Below are 17,231 nucleotides of genomic sequence, written 5' to 3' on the forward strand. Positions count from 1 at the left end.
CATTGCTTATATGCGTAAAAAAAGGAGGGAGCTCATGCTGAAGTATAGTGTGAAACGGATATTGGGTATGATTCCGTTGTTGTTTGTTATATCTCTAATTGCATTTATGTTCGTTCACTTAATACCCGGTGACCCAGCGAGGCTGATTGCCGGAACGGACGCAACTATCGAAGAAATAGAAAATATCCGTGAAAAGTATGGATTAGACCAACCGCTGTATCAGCAGTATTTTGACTATATGGCCAATCTGTTTCAAGGAGATCTTGGCCAGTCTATTGTGACAGGACGCCCTGTTTTAGACATGTTAGTCGAACGCTTTGGTCCAACTCTTAGCCTTACCTTAGCGAGCATGGCCTGGGCGCTTATTTTTGGTCTTTTAATTGGTGTAATCTCTGCTGTTAAACGAAACAAATGGCCAGATCACTTGTCTATGTTTCTTGCCGTATCTGGTGTTTCTATACCGTCCTTTTGGCTTGGACTTATGATGATTCAACTCTTCTCTGTTCAACTAGGCTGGTTTCCGACAGGGGGAATTGGTGGTTTTGAAACGTATATTCTTCCGTCCTTTACGCTAGGTGCAGGAGTGGCGGCCATTATCGCTCGCTTCACGAGATCTTCTTTAATGGATGTGTTAAAAGAAGATTACATTCGTACTGGGCGCTCAAAAGGGCTGACCGAATTTAAAGTAATTAATCGGCATGCCGTTCGAAATGCACTTATTCCAGTCGTCACCATGTCTGGATTACAATTTGGCTTCTTATTAAGTGGATCGATTATCACGGAGACCATTTTTAGCTGGCCGGGACTTGGACGACTATTAATCAATTCGATTACAGCTCGAGATTATCCCGTAATCCAATCAGAAATCCTATTATTCTCACTGGAGTTCTTACTTATTAATCTATTAGTTGATTTGTTATATGGATTCTTAAATCCAAAAATACGTTACGAGGAGGGTTCATAATGGCGGAAGCAGCGACTCAAGAGCAAGGGCAGCAGGAGAAGAAAGTGACACCGGCCCAACAGTTTTGGAAATCATTTAAGAAACAAAAAGTCTCGTTTGCAGCAGGGATCTTTTTGCTTTTATTATTTGTCGTTGCCATTATTGGCCCATGGATCGCTCCTTATGGCCCCCAAGAATATGATTATGACAATCTTTTAACAGGGCCTTCGTGGCAACATCTCGCTGGTACGGATGACTTCGGCAGGGACATCTTCAGCCGCATTCTTCATGGGGCATGGATCTCTCTATCAGTTGGGTTATCGTCTGTATTTATAGGCGCTTTGTTAGGTACGATCTTAGGGATTATTAGTGGTTACTTTGGCAAGTGGGTGGATAGCGCCATTATGCGTGTAATGGACGTCTTGCTCGCATTTCCTGGTATGTTGCTTGCGATTGGAATCATAGCGATATTAGGGCCTGGGCTCTTTAATGTTGTGATGGCTGTAGCAATCTTCAGTGTGCCTGTCTTTGCCCGTATTATCAGAAGTAGCACACTAGCTATTAAATCAACTCTATATGTGGAAGCGACCCAATCCATCGGTTCTTCTCACTTTCGGGTAATTATGAAGCACATCTTCCCAGGTACCGTGTCGACACTCATTGTATATTTCACAATGCGTATTGGATCTGCAATCTTAATTGCAGCTGGACTTAGTTTCTTGGGACTAGGTGCTGATCCCTCAACACCAGAGTGGGGAGCGATGCTTAGTAATGGGCGTGATTACTTAAATAACGCACCTCACGTTACGTTCTTCCCGGGGCTTGCGATATTTTTAACAGTGCTTGCCTTTAATTTACTAGGGGACGGACTACGTGATGCGCTTGATCCAAAAATACGTGATTAGCCGTAACGAAGGGAGAGAAGTACGATGACAGAACCTATTTTATCCATTAATCAACTGTATACAAGCTTCCGCGTTGACGGCGAAACGATTCCGGCTGTGGAGGGGATTGATTTATCCTTATACCCTGGTGAAATCGTTGGTCTCGTTGGGGAATCCGGAAGCGGTAAAAGTGTAACCTCCCTATCTGTCATGCAACTGCTGGATGAAACACCAGGAGAAGTAACGGGTGGAGAGGTTCTATTCCAAGGAAAAGACCTATTGAAATTCACCGATCGTCAAAAGAGAAAAGTTCGTGGGAACGACATTTCGATGATCTTCCAGGAACCGATGACCTCTCTAAATCCGGTATTGAAAATAGGGAAACAACTGATCGAGGCTATCCGCGAGCATCAGCGTATTAGCCAAACGGAGGCGAGGAAGCATGCTGTTCACATGCTGAATCAGGTAGGCATTCCTCGTTCGGAAGAAATTATGAATGAATATCCTCACCAGCTTTCAGGAGGGATGCGTCAGCGTGTGATGATTGCCATGGCGATGTCGTGTGATCCGAAAGTGTTAATTGCCGACGAACCGACAACAGCCCTTGATGTAACGATTCAGGCTCAGATCTTAGACGTGATGCGCAACATGCGTGAGGAGCACAACACCTCAATTTTGTTTATCACACACGACTTAGGTGTTATTGCTGAGATGTGTGACCGAGTCGCAATTATGTATTCAGGCCGCATTGTGGAACAAGGGACCGTTTATGAAATCTTCGAGAACCCGAAGCATCCATATACGAAAGGGCTTCTTGGCTCAATTCCTAAGCTTGGAGCAAAAGAAGATCGTTTAGATTCCATTCAAGGCCAAGTGCCTACAGTGGAGGACCGCCCAAAAGGGTGTAAGTTTGCGAACCGTTGTCCATTTGTGATGGATCATTGCTGGGATGAGGAACCGCCATTATTTGATGGTGAGAATAGGTGCTGGTTGCATGAACGAGAGGAGGTTACAGAATGAAGGAACCGCTATTACAAGTTGATGGTTTGAAGAAGCATTTCGTTAGCCAAAAAGGATTTCGCAAAAGCTCAAAACAAGTTGTAAAAGCCGTAGACGGTGTAACTTTTGATATAAAGCCTGGTGAAACATTTGGGCTTGTTGGTGAATCGGGTTGCGGAAAATCGACAACCGGCCGAATGATTATGCAAATGCTTGAGGCGACAGAGGGGACGATCACCTTTAACGGCGAGCAATTGGATCAATTGTCAGGCAAGGACTTGAAGAAAGCAAGGAAAGATTTTCAAATGATATTTCAGGATCCATATGCTTCCTTGAATCCTCGCATGACGGTTAGAGACATTATTGCTGAACCGTTAATCGTCCATGAAATGGAAACAGCTGATGGAATTGATAGAAGAGTAAACGAGCTACTAGATACAGTTGGGTTGCCTCAAAAGGTTGCAGAACGCTATCCGCATGAATTTAGTGGGGGGCAACGACAGCGTATTGGTATTGCTCGCGCTTTAGCGGTACGACCTAAATTGATAATTGCTGATGAACCTGTATCTGCACTAGATGTGTCGATTCAATCACAAGTGTTAAATCTATTGAAAGATCTACAGGATGAATTCGACTTAACGTATTTGTTCATAGCTCATGATTTAAGCGTAGTCGATTTCATATCAGACCGGATTGGCGTCATGTATTTAGGTAAGTTAGTGGAGATTGGTGATCGTGAGTCGATTATTCAAAATCCTCAACACCCTTACACACGAGCACTCCTATCCGCTGTGCCAGTCCCAGATCCGAGAGCCAAGCGGGAGCGTATTGTCTTGGAGGGAGATCTTCCAAGCCCAGCTAACCCACCATCCGGGTGCCCATTCCACACACGGTGCCCGTTCGCCTGGGATCGTTGCAAGAACGAAACACCAGAGCTCCAAACAGCCGAAACAACAGGCCACACCGCAGCCTGCCACCTCCTCGATGAACTTTAGCAAAGTAAAGCGTGCCAGACACGCGTCAGTGCGGTGAAGAGATGAAGGGTGTCTGGCACGAAGTTGTACTTTACAGTGTGAAAGTGGGAAAAGCCCGGTAGAGAGAGTTGTCTCTGCTGGGCTTTTTGTTTTAAATTTTGAAAAAAATGGTTTTTAACTAAAGGATTAGGGTACTGATAAGTGATTCATAACCAAAACATTCCAAGAAAGGTTTGTGTTGAATATGGAAGAACTTTATTTTTACTATTCTAAGGGAAAACTTGTAGCTTTGACGTTCATTAGCTTTTTAATAGGAGCCATTTGTGCTGCGGTGTCATACATTGCCTTTTTAAATGGCGATTCCTTAATTGGCGCTATTGTTCTTCTTGGGGCTTTGCTTTTATTATTTGTTGGTGCGCTTTATATCAAGAAGGTAGTTAATCCGAACCCATATGTTATTATGACGGATCAAGATCTAACGTTATATGTAACGAATCATGAGCCAGTTCACATCTCTTTTGAGGATATTGTTGGAGTGCTTCCTTACGAAATTCATAGAAATAAATTCCTCGGTCTGGAGTTGGCGAATGAAGAGAAATATGAAGATCAAATGCCGGAAAAAGTAAAGCGTATGTCTAAGTTAAACACGAAAATGGGATATCCTATGTATAATATTATTTTGAATCAGTTAAAAGATCCAAATGGTCTTATAGAAGCTTTAGACAATAGAGTAGGGGTGAGAGATAGGTATGAAGAAGAAGGGTGAGCATCAAATCATCCTTAGTTTCCAACACATATCCCCTTCACTCGTACAGTAACTCAAAAAATCTATGGAAAGATAGGAGAAAAGATGCTAGGCATAAAGGTATAAATCGCAGGGGAAAAGTGAATAATGATAGATCGAGAGGGACAGGTCTTTTTACTACTAATGTGGTGAAAGCGGGCTTGTCCTTTTTTTTGTGATAAGATCGCACCCTCCCTATTCTGAATTGTCCTAATTATTTCAATGTTACGAACTACCCTTAATGTAACCGGATACACAAAATGATATGCTATAACAGGATTTCGACATAGTTCGACAGATTAGGAGGATCACAATGTACTTAACATTAAATGCAGCATTCATACAAGAACCTATGGCTTTATTAGCCTATCTATCTGCCCTTATCGGAGGGGTATACATGCTAGCTCAATGGAAGAATCCATTCATGCAGAAGTTCTTTCATTATGCTCCGCCTTTAATATGGGCTTATTTCTTGCCTATGCTCTCTACTACGTTTGGGATTACGCCTTCAAGTTCAGAACTTTATAGCTTTGTAAGTGCGTATATTCTACCATTCGGTCTCTTGTTACTATTACTTTCTACTGATGTGAAAGCAACATTACGCCTTGGACCTAAGGCAATCTTTTTATTCTTATCAGGTACAATTGGTGTCATTATTGGTGCGCCTATTGCCATGGCCATCTTCCAGCCATTTCTGCCAGAAGATGCTTGGAAAGGTGTAGCAGCACTTGCAGGAAGCTGGATTGGCGGTACTGCAAACATGGCAGCTTTAACAGAAGCAGTCGGTACCCCAAGCGATGTTCTATCACCTATCATTGTTGTCGACACCGTTGTCGGTTACACGTGGATGGGAATTATGATTGCTCTTGCTGGTTATCAAGATCAGTTTAATAGATGGAACAAAGCAGATAACTCTGTTGTAGAGAAAATCAATGCCCAAATTGGTGAAATTACCGCAAAACGTGCGCAACCTATTGCCGTTCCACAACTGTTAGGGATTTTGGGGCTCGGTTTTGGAGTTTCATACGTCGTTCGTAGATTTGCTGAAACCGATATTCTACCCACAAGTTCTGTTCTTTCAGCAGGAACATGGACGATCATGATTATTGCAGCAATAGGTGTAGCCTTATCATTCACGAAGGTACGTGAACTTGATGATTACGGGGCGAGTAATATTGGTTATGCCGGAATCTATCTCTTACTAACAACGATTGGTGCAAAAGCAGACCTGGCAGCGGTTGTAGAAGCCCCTGCTTATATTGGGCTTGGTATCGTTTGGCTAGCGATTCATATCTTAGTTATCTTTATGATGGCTCGACTTCTTCGCGCGCCATTATTCTTCGTAGCTGTTGGATCTCAAGGAAATATTGGAGGAACAAGCTCAGCACCGGTTGTCGCTTCTGTCTTCCAGCCTGCACTTGCTCCTGTGGGCTTACTTATGGGGATTTTAGGTAACGTCGTTGGTACGTATGCTGCTGTCCTAACAGCCTGGTTAGCAGAATTGGCTTCAAAACTGTTTTAATCAATTATAAGAATCTCATATATAAGAAGCCTTTCCCATTAAGTGGGAAAGGCTTCTTTACGCTAATCTCTTAAAATGCTCGTTCCATTGCTTCGCTTTTTCTAGTGCTAGAATGTCTGATTTACTTTCCCCTGGCTTTACGGCGTTGGCGATCATGTAGTCCGTATAAGTCATCCCGACAAAATCAAAGATATGTCCAAATTGCTGAATGAGAGGAAGGGCCGTGATATGCGGATTGCTTCCACCAGCCGTTACGACATACGCCTGCTTTTCCCTCAATGAAGCTTTCATGTTAAAGCGCTCATCTCTTAAATACTGACTCCAGCGATCGAAGAAAATCTTCATCTGTGCAGACATCCCGTACCAATAAACCGGCGTTGCAAACACGATGATGTCATGAGATAGCAGCTGTTCTAAAACCAATTCATAATCATCTGAAGATGGAGTAAATCCTACTTTGCTATGGCGCTCATCGATAATCGGATCGAGCTTATAATCACCTAAAAAAAGCTCAGTGTGTTGAACCCCCTCCATTATTTCCTTTACTAAATATTCCGTATTACCACCACGTCGTGAACTTCCTAGAATCGTTAAAATTTTCATCTTTTCACCCCTTTATACTAAAGTGTATCATTGTTTTAACTATCAAAGTTATCTATAATAATTGATACTATATATTATAAAAAATGATGGAGGATCAGCATGGATCTTAAGCTTTTTGAAACGTTTCACGAAGTAGTCAAAACTGGTAGTTATACGAAAACCGGTGAGACTTTAGGCTTTGCTCAATCAAGCGTAACGACACAAATAAAAAAGATAGAAGAGTATTATGGAGTGAAGTTGTTTGAACGAGTAGGCCAACGAATGCGCCTTACTTCTTCTGGTGAAGAACTCCTATATTACACAAGACAAGTTGTAGACCTGTTAGATGAAGCAGAAGTAAGCTTATCAGAGGCGAATTCTGTACGAGGCACCATTCGAATTGGGACGGTCGAATCTTTAGCTGCATACTTTATTACGCCTTACATTAAATTACTAAAGACACGCCACCCAGAACTTGTGATTCAACTTGAGGCAGGCCTTTGCCCGAATTTAAAACAAGGAACGGAAAATGCCGATTTCGATGTAGCCATCCTTTTAGATCGGTATGTGAATCACCCGAGCTTGACCACAATTCCTATCCGAGAAGAGGAACTCATGTTTATTGCCCCACCTGGTCATCTACTAACAAATGAAGATCACCTGGATCTACAAGCGTTGGCATCGGAAACGCTAATATTAACAGACCAAGGCTGTTCATACCGTAATTTGTTTGAAGACTTGCTTCGTGAAGAAGGGGTGGAAATTCGGTCTGTCATATCATTTACCAGCCTGGAAGCGATCAAGCAATGCGTAGCAGATGGTCTTGGGATTGCGCTATTACCTAAGATTACGGTAGAAGAAGAATTGAAGCGGAATAAGGTAGTTGAACTCCCCCTTCACCATCAGAAGTTAACATTATGGACCCAGCTTGTGTACCAAAAAAAGAAATGGATCACACCTCCTATTCAAGAGTTGTTGACCCTCATAACAGATCAGAAGGAATAGCCATCGCTTTTATTGATATCGATCATTAAAAACGTTGCATAACCATTCGTCCCCTATCATGGTATGATGGCCGGTGAGGTGATCATATGAATACTTTTTTGCAACACAATCCAACTAAACTTTATTTTGGCAAAGGCCAAGTGGAACATATTGAAACAGAAATTCCTAGAAACAGCAGGGTCCTTCTTGTATACGGAGGAGGGAGTATTAAAAAGAATGGTGTCTATGATGCTGTTGTGGGGCAGCTGAAAAGCATAAACGCGACTGTTTTTGAACTAACGGGCGTTGAGCCAAATCCCCGCTTAACAACGGTAGAGAAAGGCGTTTCGATTTGTAAAGAAGAGCAAATTGACTACCTATTAGCTGTCGGTGGCGGAAGTGTCATTGATTGTACAAAAGGAATTGCAGCTGCCGCTCAATATGACGGGGAGGCATGGGATTTGTTTACGCAAAAAGCTCCTATTGAGTCAGCGCTTCCGTTTGGCACCGTGCTTACATTAGCTGCCACAGGATCTGAAATGAATCCTGTATCCGTTATTACGAATTGGGATACGAAAGATAAAATCGGCTGGGGTTCACCACATGTGTTTCCAGCATTCTCTATCCTTGATCCGACCTATACATTTTCCGTACCTGAAGATCAAACGGTATATGGAATCGTTGACAGTATGTCCCATGCGTTAGAGCATTACTTTCACCGTACAGAGAATACGCCTATGATTGACGGGTTTATCGAGTCCTTATTAAGAACTGCCATTGAAACAGGACCAAAGCTTATCAAAGATCCACAATCCTTTGATCACCGAGAAACGATGATGTACCTAAGTACGACTGCTTTCAATGGAACGCTCTCTAACGGAACGGATGGCGGAGATTGGGCCACGCACCGCATTGAGCATGCAATAAGTGCAGTCTATGACATTCCTCATGGCGGCGGACTGGCTATCTTGTTCCCGAACTGGTTAGAGCACGTACTTGAAGAAGATCCGAGTCGTGTGAAGCAGTTAGCTGTGAGAGTCCTTGGATTCTCACCAGAAGGAAAAGGGGATAAAGAAGTCGCACGAGAAGGGGCAGAAGCCTTACGAAACTTCTGGAACTCTATCGGAGCTCCGAATCGATTAAGTGATTATGATATTGATGATCGTCACTTCGATGATATTGTGAAGAAGACATTTATCAAGCCGGGAGTCGGGACATACAAAGAGATGGACCACGCTAGTGTCCTTGATATTCTTCATCGTTCGTTATAAGACGGGTTATTTGAAAGGAGCGCATTCTACTAGATGCGCTCCTTTCGTTCATATTGGGAGTCATTCTTTGTTATCATGATATATATATATAGAAAAAAAGTCACATATATGGTACTTTTAATACTAGATTACAACGTAAATAGGCAAATATATCGAAAGGTATGGACGCAAAGCCACGAGCCTAAAGTCTTATGGAACACGGTCGTCGGGCTGCAACTTTCGAGAGGTCTTCTGTAGTAAGGCTTCTTTTTTAATCTATTCCTTTTCATTGTGTCTTTTTATGTTTAGTTGGAGGGGACCAAAACAAAGAACAGGTATTTTTTCGCTAAATGCTTAACATTCTAAGGATAGGGTATAGGAAAGAGGATTGTTCAAAAGCATAAAAAAGCTCTAGACAATTGCATACCAGAATAGAATACATTGAATATGAGGAATCAATCAACCATGGAGAAAAACACACAAAATCGAATTACTAAAGAAGATATTGATCTATTAATTCAGAAATTAGATGATTTAATTAATGAAGAAGAGGACAAGATTTCTTGTAAATAAGGAATAGGCGCCCTAGTTATTAGAAGCTAGGGCGCTATTTTTATAGGGTGAACCGTTTAACTTCATCGTCTAACCGACCGGAGAGTTCAGCTAACTCTCTAGAACGATTAGAGATTTCTTCCATTGAACTGCTCGACTGCTCTGCAGAAGCTGCGGCTTGTTCAACGCCTGCGGCAGCTTCTTCTGAAACAGAAGCAATCTCCTCTATAGAATAATTCATCTCTTGGCTGTTATCGACAATTCTAGTTAGAGTCGCCGTGACTTCTTGGATGTTTGAGGCCATATTTGTAACGGAGTGATAAATGTTTTCGAAAGTATCACCAGTCACTTTAATTTGTTTAGATCCCTTATCAACCTCACTATATCCTTCTTCAAGAGACTGCACAACAGTGGATGATTCCGACTGAATCGTTTCAACTATACCTGTAATTTCGACGACAGAACGGGAGACTTGTTCAGCTAACTTTCTTACTTCATCAGCTACTACTGCGAAGCCTTTGCCATGTTCTCCAGCACGTGCCGCTTCAATCGCTGCGTTTAATGACAAGAGGTTGGTTTGGTCTGCAATGTCTCGGATGACCTTGATTAGTTTTGATATTTCTTTCGACTGAGCGTCTAGTCCTTTTACGCTATCAACTGATGTTTTCACGATTCTATCAATTCGCTTCATTTGGTCAACAGATTGATTCATCAATTCAGTGCCTTCTTTCGTCATCGTTAATACTCCCTTTGATGTGGTAGAAATTGCTTCACCACTCTTATGTGCCTGTTGAATATCTTGGAGAAGGTCTTCCATCATGAGCGCGAGGCGAGAGGAGCTAGTGGCTTGTGTTTCAGCTCCAGATGATAATTCTTCCATAGTCACTGCGATTTGTTCACTACCTTCCTTTACTTCATAAGAGGATTGTGTGAATTCTTCACTTTGTTTCGTAACAGTAGAGGAGACACTTGCGATGTTTGAGATCATGTCCTTTAAGTCGTTTTTCATTCCATTAATTGCGGAGGTGAGCGAACCGATCTCGTCTTTTGATTGGTAATTGATGTCTTCAGAATTTAACCGACCTTCGGCTACTTCGTTGGCTAATCTAGTGACCTTTCCTAATGGCTTAATGCGACGATAGAGGGTCCAATATGTAGAAGCGCTTAAAAGAACCATTAAACCTACTGAGCCAATCGTTAAGTATAAAAAGATTTCCATTTGACGTTTCGCGCGTAAAGCTTTCCTTTCTCCAAGTGCTAAAAGCTCATTCTGAAACGTTGTTAAATTCTCATCAATACTAGCTTTCTTACTTTGATAATTCTGGTCAAATACTTTCATTTGAGCCATCTCCATATTATTCTTCTCAACGAACGTAATGGCTTTCTCTTCAACTTTAGCTAATTCGTTTGATTTTGTTACAGCCTCTTCTACATGGGCCATGATATCTTGAGGAACATTGTATGTAGCTAATTCGTTTAAGGCGCTTTCTCTCCGCTTTGTTTCCTGTAATTCAGTGTTATAATTTTCGAGATTTTCAGGCGCACCGTATTGGGAATAAATGCGTACCTGAGACGTTAAGTAATCTGATGCTTCTTGGACTTGGCGTCCGAGGTTTTGAAACTTCATTTGTTGTTCGACTGCTTCCGTTCGGTTGCTGTTACTTATGAAAAGCAATGATAGACTAATGAGGGCAACAGCGCCCAGCAACGTAACGGTCAGGCCGATAACTTTTACTAACTTAGATATTTTCAAGTGACCCATCCTTTCAACTGTTTTTACTACACACAACTTATAAGACACCTTATATTTCCTAATGTATAGGTAATAAATCCTACTCTCTTATTTATCGGTTATTATGTAATGAATTTAACTAAAATAGATGAAAAAGTTTGAAAATTAAATCAAATTTTAAACTAGATATAAAAGCCAGGGAAAATTCCCTGGCTTTTGCTACAATGATGCATGATACAGTTGTCTGGCTGCTTGTGTGCCATTTCGGTGACTGGTGATAGCGGATATGAAAGAGCCGCCGTCTGCTCCTGCTTGTAACACTTCTTTTAGATTGTGCGTGGTAATCCCTCCGATGGCGACGATCGGGAAGTTTGGGGCTGCTTCTCTAATCTTAGTTAAGCCCGCTAATCCTATAGGTGTTTTTGCGTCTCGTTTTGTTGAGGTTTGATAGATTGGACCCACTCCAATGTAATCGATAGAATCAAAGGGTGCGCGTCTGGCTTCTTTTACTGAAGTGGTAGAAAGGCCTATAATCATCCCCTTACATCGATACACAACTTCTTGAATATCTAAGTCATCTTGCCCAACATGAATTCCATCAGCATTTAATTTTAGGGCAAGGTTTACGTCATCGTTAACGATAAACGGGATCTGGTGCTCCTGGCAGATGTGTTGCAGATCTTTGGCCAATTGGATTTTCTGATTACCTTTAAGTGAATCAGCCCCTTTTTCCCGAAACTGAAAGCAAGTGATCCCACCATGAATGGCTTCACGTAAAATGTCTCTTGGGTCTCTTTGACAATCTTGACTTCCCATAATGAAGTAAAGTTTTAATAGAGATTTCATTTCACCTTTCATCTTGCTTCTACTTTCTGACGCTTCAAAACATCTTCAGGTCTGATGTTGTAAAGGGCATCGAGGAAGTGAGGGTGAAGAGTTCCTGGGCCCTGCACATGGGCATTTTCAGCGGCCATTTCACTTGCAATCGTATAGACAGATATTGCCTCTGTGGCTTTCTCAACATTTGATCCTTCAAGAGAAAGAAAAGCCGTAAGAATAGAACTAAATAAGCAGCCTGTCCCTGTAATACTCCCTAAAAGTGGGATACCATTTTGGCAAACTACGGTTTCTTTCTTAGTGGTGATCACATCTGTTTCCCCGGTAAGAACGATTAAGCAGCTGAGGGAGGCGGCTGCTTGTTGGGCAAGCTTCACAACGTTCCCATCTCCTGTTGAGTCTACACCTCTTGATTGCCACTGATCCTCACCAATTAAGGCTGCGATTTCACTAGCATTTCCCCGGATTGCAGTAATCTCTAGTTCATCTAGAAGTCTGTGACACGTTTCGAGACGAAACGAGGTAGCACCAGCTGCAACAGGGTCTAAGACAACAGGGATTCCTTTTTCGTTGGCAGCCTTTCCTGCCAGGAGCATGGCTTCTATATCAGTAGAGGAAAGGGTCCCGATATTTAACAGAACACCACTTGTCATACTGGCCATATCTGAAACTTCGTCTAGAGATTTAGACATGACAGGCGCTGCTCCAATAGCATATAATCCATTTGCGGTAAAATTCATCACAACCTCGTTTGTAAGGTTATGAATAAGTGGCGTCGTTTCTCTTAAGGTTCGTAAGTAAGACATTACACATATTCTCCTTCCTGTTGGTTCTTTTTATAAGCCCAGTGGTTCGTAGGGCCTTGTCCATGTCCGATCTCAAGTGTGTGTTCAATTGCAAGAGAGATGAACTTCTTAGCAACCTTCACGGCTTCTTTTACACTTTTTCCTTTTGCAAGTTCAGCTGTAATCGCAGCTGCATAGGTGCACCCTGTCCCGTGCGTGTGCAATGTATCAAAGCGAGGAGAGGAAAAAGTCTCAAACGTTTCTCCATCGTAAAAAAGGTCTGCCGCTTCTCCATCAAGATGGCCCCCTTTAATCACAACAAAAGAAGAACCAAATTCGTGTACGATGCTTCTAGCAGCTTTGTATCGATCTTCTTCTGACTCCAAACGTTTTCCCGTTAACGCCTCGGCTTCAGGGATATTGGGCGTGACAATCGTTGCAAGAGGGAGTAGCTCATCACGCATCGTTTGGAGTGCTTTTCGATCGACAAGGGCATCGCCGCTTTGGGCAATCATGACTGGATCTACACAAAGAGGCAAGCTAAGGGGGCGGAGGTGGTCCGCTATGGCCTTGATCATTTCCGCATTTGCGATCATACCCGTTTTGACAGCGTGAACGGGCATGTCGCTTGTAACGGATTCAAGCTGTTCTTTTATAAAACTAGCTTCTAGATGGCGAACTCCCGTGACGCCGAGCGTGTTTTGCGCGACAACAGAAGTGATGGCAGACATACCGTATACGTCTAATTCTTGAAAGGTTTTTAGGTCTGCCTGAATACCCGCGCCTCCACTTGGGTCCGTACCAGCAATAGTTAAAGCCCCTTTCACATTACGCATGACGGGTCACCTCCTTGATGGCTGATGTGGGCCATGTTTCTTGTCGGTACGCCATTTCCCAGAATGCCCACTCTAACTGACAGCTTTTTATAAAGGCGTCTTTCATGGCTTTCTTTTCCCGAGGAGAAGCGGTTTCTGCCCATGTGTCTAATTTTGCTCGTAGTTGGTTAGTAGTGGATCTGATTTCATCATTCACATAAAAGGTAATCCACTCATAGAAAGGGTGGTCAGGCGTTGGTTGCACGTGCTCCATTAAATACTCCCCAATTTCAAGATACGTCCATGGACATGGGAGGAGTACAGCCAATATTTGTCCTAGCGTTCCTTCGTGAGCATGGGTCTTCATATGTTTAATATAGTGATCAGCCGTAGGAGGAAGGGGGTATCCTTGCAAATCCTCATACGGAGTATTGATATACGTACATAGATTGTGGTGAGGGTGAATTTCGCTGTGTAGGACAAATTCGATGTTTTCTTTGAAAAAGGTGATATCATCCTTATCGCTGCATTTGGAAATCGCAATTCCATACACATTCATGAACGCATGAAGGTATTCGGCATCTGCTTTTACATAATGAGCTACAGCTTCTTTTGGAAGGTCACCTTCTCCAAGTCCTTTCACGAAAGGATGGTTGAAAATCGCTTGAAAAATTGGTTTTGCATCGTGACGAAGTTGTTCAGTAAATGACATAGTAGTTGCCTCCTGGTTTTGATTTATAGGAAGTGAACCAGGCAGTGAGGAGGGAGGGGGTTGGGGATGGATATAAAAAAACCGCTCCTAGAACTGGAGCGGTTTCGGGATTATAAAGTAATAGATTGAGAGGTCATATGAGAATATACGCCCTCTAATCATTGGTAAAATAAATCCAACCGACTCCACTTCCCTTCGCTGGTACTAACCAGATCAGGTTCAAAGGGACCAAGGATTTCTCCTTATCTCAGCCATCAAATGGGCGCCCCTAGTGGACTTCCTATATTGTACCGATACCTTAACATAGGTTTCCTGGATTTGTCTACGATTAAAAGTGCAGGCGTGGTGCCTAGGACCGTACGGATAAGTCAGCTTTTTGGAAAAGGCGATTAGCCTTTGGAAAAAAGATGACTTATCGCGCTAGGTCCTCCACGCCGGAACTGGATAGGCTCCTCTTGCTACAGGAGTCTCGCAGTTTCACGGACCACCTTTGCGGAAAGGGGGAGAACGGAAACTTGCGATAATGTGGGGGGAGAACCGTAGCAAAACATCGCATTAATCCTAATATTTAGATAGCTGGAATTAGTTGTTAACACTTAAATAAAATAAATTCATAAAAGATTTGCAAAGTTGGAAGGTTGTGTTAGTCTAATAAACAAAGTTTACAAGATTTAAGGATACTACTAGGGGAGCCTGAATGGGCTGAGAGGGGAGCAATGGAGCTTCCTGACTCTTACGAACCTGATCTGGGTCATACCAGCGGAGGGAAGTAGTCAGGCGATACGTCTGTATACTCTACCATTCGAAGTCAGGTCTATTATAGGACCTGGCTTTTTTGTTTCCCCTTATTTAGAAAGGGAGAGGAATGTAATGAACAAAACAAGAATGATCACGACAATGGCGATCTTTGTAGCGATTGGGACGTTAGGGGCGCAAGTGTTATGGTTTCCAGCTGGGATCGCTAAAGCCTATCCTGTACAGCATGTGGTCAATGTTATGGCAGCAGTGACTTTAGGACCGCTACCTGCTGTAGCCATTGCGTTTATGATTGGCATCTTACGTGTTCTTCTAGGGTTAGGGACGCTTTTAGCATTTCCAGGAGGGATGATCGGTGCTTTGTTGGCAGGGGTTCTTTATAAGTTTTCCAAGAGAAAAGGATTGGCTGTTGTGGGGGAAGTGTTGGGAACAGGTGTAATCGGTGCGTTGTTTGCAGTCCCTTATGCGCAATTATTTATGGGTACTTCCGTAGGGGCTCTGGCGTTTTTACCGCCTTTTTTCGTAAGTAGTGTGTCAGGAGCTTTTCTTGGGTGGTTTGTGCTGTCGAGAGTTGGGGAGAGGTTGAGTGTTCGTAGGGTTTGAGGTGTAATGTGTGATGTGAATCGGTTTTTAAGTAAAGCTATGTTGATCTATGACCTTTTATAGTCGATGAGGAGCCAAAAGGTAAGAGAAAGGCTTGGTCAGTGACGTTTTTATTGCCAAAAACCGTAAAAAGGTCATAAAACAACACTATCTACGACCTTTTGAAAGCTAGATACTTCAAAAAGGTGAGAGATAACCTGACTCAGTGACGTTTTATGGTGGGGAGTTTAAGAAAAGGGAAGAGATCAGTACGCGGTGCGCCTAAACCAAAAGAAAAAGCCCAGACCATATTGGACTGGGCTTCTCGTTCACTTGTTTGCATCTAGCTGTTAACCAGGCGCTTCCACTTTTGTTCATCTAGCTGCAGCGCCCAACAACTAGTAGACTTCCCTCACCTCCGGTCGATCAGTCAACATCGATTCGCTTGTCGCTCATCGTGTTTCCTTGATCTCGCAGTGGCTCAAGTCCAGTCTATACGTTGTTAACCGGGCGCTTCCACTTTTGTTATAGCTTTCAAGAAGCTACAAATGAAGGGCTTTTTTGAACGGCTGAGACAGAGGTAGGTTCTTCCTGCTGGCTCAAGTTTTGAATCATGGGTAATCGCGCAAGGTCCATGTTGCCTCCGCTTACGATGATTCCCGTATGATTCGATTGGATGTTGGAACCGTGTTCGAGAACAGCTGCAAGTGCTGAGGCTCCGGCTCCTTCGACAAGTGACTTGTTTCGCTCAAGCATCGTAACGATAGCTTTTGCGATGTGTGTTTCTGACACGGTTACGATCTCATCGACATACTGCTTGATGAGTGGGAACGTGTTTTGACCAGGTTTCTTCACGGCGATTCCATCTGCAATGGTGGAAACACTCTTTAAGGTGGAAGGTCCTTGTTTGTAATACTGATTGTACATGGCACTCGCTCCTGCAGACTGCACGCCGATAATTTTGATAGACGGCTTAACAGATTTTGCTGCAACGGCGACACCACTAATCAGTCCGCCTCCTCCGATTGGAACGACTAGCGTATCAAGGGATGGATTTTGTTCGAGCATTTCAAGAGCAATCGTACCTTGACCGGCCATCACGTCATAGTCATCGAATGGATGAATAAAAACGCTGCCATTTCGGCGCTGATCAGCACATGCTGCTTCAAATGATTCTTGGAAGGATTCGCCGGTCAGCACGATTTCAGCTCCGTAGCTCTCTGTTGCCTTGACTTTAGCCTCTGGCGTATGCTCAGGCATAAAGATTTTCGCCTTGAATCCTCTTTTGGAAGCGGCCAAGGCGACACCTTGTGCGTGATTTCCTGCAGATGCAGCGATGACTCCTCTTTTAGCTTCTTCTTTGGTAAGTTGAGAAACTTTAAAGCTGGCCCCCCGAACTTTAAACGCACCTGTTTTTTGCAAGTTTTCCATTTTGAAATAAACTTGTTTTCCTGTTAGTTCGTTGATTGATGTTGAAGTTGTTAGTGGGGTGCGGTGGACCACGTCTTTAAGATGCTCCATCGCCTCCGTGATTTTGG

The 17,231-nt window shown here is 43.0% G+C and carries 16 protein-coding genes and 3 riboswitches; of the genes, 9 read left to right on the top strand and 7 right to left on the bottom strand.

Going from position 1 to position 17,231, the window contains the following annotated elements:
• Positions 1 to 34: 34 nt before the first annotated feature.
• The 6 genes from nikB (at position 35) to ACYX4O_RS07140 (ending at position 6,106) form a co-directional block, all read left to right on the top strand.
• Positions 35 to 964 (top strand): nickel ABC transporter permease, encoded by a 930-nt coding sequence (gene nikB, locus ACYX4O_RS07115; protein WP_476355855.1) that lies wholly within the window; start codon positions 35 to 37, stop codon positions 962 to 964.
• Complete coding sequence (locus tag ACYX4O_RS07120; protein ID WP_476355857.1) at positions 964 to 1,848, top strand: ABC transporter permease subunit; 885 nt, start codon at positions 964 to 966, stop codon at positions 1,846 to 1,848. The genes nikB and ACYX4O_RS07120 overlap by 1 nt, the downstream gene beginning before the upstream one ends.
• A 24-nt stretch (positions 1,849 to 1,872) precedes the next feature.
• A complete protein-coding gene (locus ACYX4O_RS07125; protein ID WP_476355859.1) occupies positions 1,873 to 2,847 on the top strand; it encodes an ABC transporter ATP-binding protein in 975 nt (324 codons plus the stop codon).
• On the top strand, positions 2,844 to 3,821 hold the full coding sequence (locus ACYX4O_RS07130; protein ID WP_476355861.1) for an ABC transporter ATP-binding protein: 978 nt from the start codon (positions 2,844 to 2,846) through the stop codon (positions 3,819 to 3,821). Before ACYX4O_RS07125 ends, ACYX4O_RS07130 begins: the two co-directional genes overlap by 4 nt.
• 223 nt (positions 3,822 to 4,044) lie before the next feature.
• Entirely contained in the window at positions 4,045 to 4,566 is a 522-nt protein-coding gene (locus tag ACYX4O_RS07135) for an STM3941 family protein (RefSeq protein WP_476355863.1), read from the top strand.
• Positions 4,567 to 4,897: 331 nt separating this feature from the next.
• Positions 4,898 to 6,106 carry a DUF819 family protein gene (locus tag ACYX4O_RS07140; RefSeq protein WP_476355865.1) on the top strand — a complete coding sequence of 403 codons (1,209 nt, stop codon included), beginning with the start codon at positions 4,898 to 4,900 and terminating at the stop codon, positions 6,104 to 6,106.
• Positions 6,107 to 6,163: 57 nt separating this feature from the next.
• Here ACYX4O_RS07140 and ACYX4O_RS07145 read toward each other — a convergent pair whose 3' ends face one another.
• Positions 6,164 to 6,709, bottom strand: coding sequence for a flavodoxin family protein (locus ACYX4O_RS07145; protein WP_476355867.1), 546 nt, complete (start codon positions 6,707 to 6,709; stop codon positions 6,164 to 6,166).
• Positions 6,710 to 6,808: 99 nt separating this feature from the next.
• Between ACYX4O_RS07145 and ACYX4O_RS07150 the strand changes: the two genes are divergently transcribed.
• The gene (locus tag ACYX4O_RS07150) at positions 6,809 to 7,693 is read left to right on the top strand and encodes a LysR family transcriptional regulator (protein ID WP_476355869.1); all 885 of its coding nucleotides are present in this window, start codon (positions 6,809 to 6,811) and stop codon (positions 7,691 to 7,693) included.
• An 86-nt stretch (positions 7,694 to 7,779) separates the two neighbouring features.
• On the top strand, positions 7,780 to 8,943 hold the full coding sequence (locus tag ACYX4O_RS07155; RefSeq protein ID WP_476355871.1) for an iron-containing alcohol dehydrogenase: 1,164 nt from the start codon (positions 7,780 to 7,782) through the stop codon (positions 8,941 to 8,943).
• A gap of 132 nt (positions 8,944 to 9,075) precedes the next feature.
• Positions 9,076 to 9,161: riboswitch (cyclic di-GMP riboswitch) on the top strand.
• A 374-nt stretch (positions 9,162 to 9,535) separates the two neighbouring features.
• Here the strand turns inward: ACYX4O_RS07155 and ACYX4O_RS07160 are convergent.
• The 5 genes from ACYX4O_RS07160 to tenA all read right to left on the bottom strand — a co-directional run bounded on the left by ACYX4O_RS07160 (position 9,536) and on the right by tenA (position 14,355).
• Positions 9,536 to 11,227 (bottom strand): methyl-accepting chemotaxis protein, encoded by a 1,692-nt coding sequence (locus tag ACYX4O_RS07160; RefSeq protein WP_476355873.1) that lies wholly within the window; start codon positions 11,225 to 11,227, stop codon positions 9,536 to 9,538.
• A 198-nt stretch (positions 11,228 to 11,425) separates the two neighbouring features.
• Positions 11,426 to 12,064 carry a thiamine phosphate synthase gene (gene thiE, locus ACYX4O_RS07165; protein WP_476355875.1) on the bottom strand — a complete coding sequence of 213 codons (639 nt, stop codon included), beginning with the start codon at positions 12,062 to 12,064 and terminating at the stop codon, positions 11,426 to 11,428.
• Complete coding sequence (gene thiM, locus ACYX4O_RS07170) at positions 12,061 to 12,849, bottom strand: hydroxyethylthiazole kinase (RefSeq protein WP_476355877.1); 789 nt, start codon at positions 12,847 to 12,849, stop codon at positions 12,061 to 12,063. Before thiM ends, thiE begins: the two co-directional genes overlap by 4 nt.
• Positions 12,849 to 13,664, bottom strand: coding sequence for a bifunctional hydroxymethylpyrimidine kinase/phosphomethylpyrimidine kinase (gene thiD / locus ACYX4O_RS07175; protein WP_476355879.1), 816 nt, complete (start codon positions 13,662 to 13,664; stop codon positions 12,849 to 12,851). The genes thiM and thiD overlap by 1 nt, the downstream gene beginning before the upstream one ends.
• Positions 13,657 to 14,355 carry a thiaminase II gene (tenA, locus tag ACYX4O_RS07180; RefSeq protein WP_476355881.1) on the bottom strand — a complete coding sequence of 233 codons (699 nt, stop codon included), beginning with the start codon at positions 14,353 to 14,355 and terminating at the stop codon, positions 13,657 to 13,659. Before tenA ends, thiD begins: the two co-directional genes overlap by 8 nt.
• Before the next feature lie 173 nt (positions 14,356 to 14,528).
• A riboswitch (TPP riboswitch) is annotated at positions 14,529 to 14,635 on the bottom strand.
• Positions 14,636 to 15,030: 395 nt separating this feature from the next.
• Positions 15,031 to 15,140, top strand: a riboswitch (TPP riboswitch).
• An 85-nt stretch (positions 15,141 to 15,225) separates the two neighbouring features.
• On the opposite strand from tenA, the gene thiW reads away from it, so the two are divergent.
• Positions 15,226 to 15,714 (top strand): energy coupling factor transporter S component ThiW, encoded by a 489-nt coding sequence (thiW, locus tag ACYX4O_RS07185; RefSeq protein ID WP_476355883.1) that lies wholly within the window; start codon positions 15,226 to 15,228, stop codon positions 15,712 to 15,714.
• Between the two features lie 513 nt (positions 15,715 to 16,227).
• On the opposite strand, the gene ilvA is transcribed toward thiW, so the two are convergent.
• Positions 16,228 to 17,214: a threonine ammonia-lyase gene (gene ilvA / locus ACYX4O_RS07190; protein ID WP_476355885.1), complete on the bottom strand. Its 987-nt coding sequence runs from the start codon at positions 17,212 to 17,214 to the stop codon at positions 16,228 to 16,230.
• Positions 17,215 to 17,231: the final 17 nt, after the last annotated feature.

The organism is Pontibacillus sp. ABV4_188 (assembly GCF_056311905.1).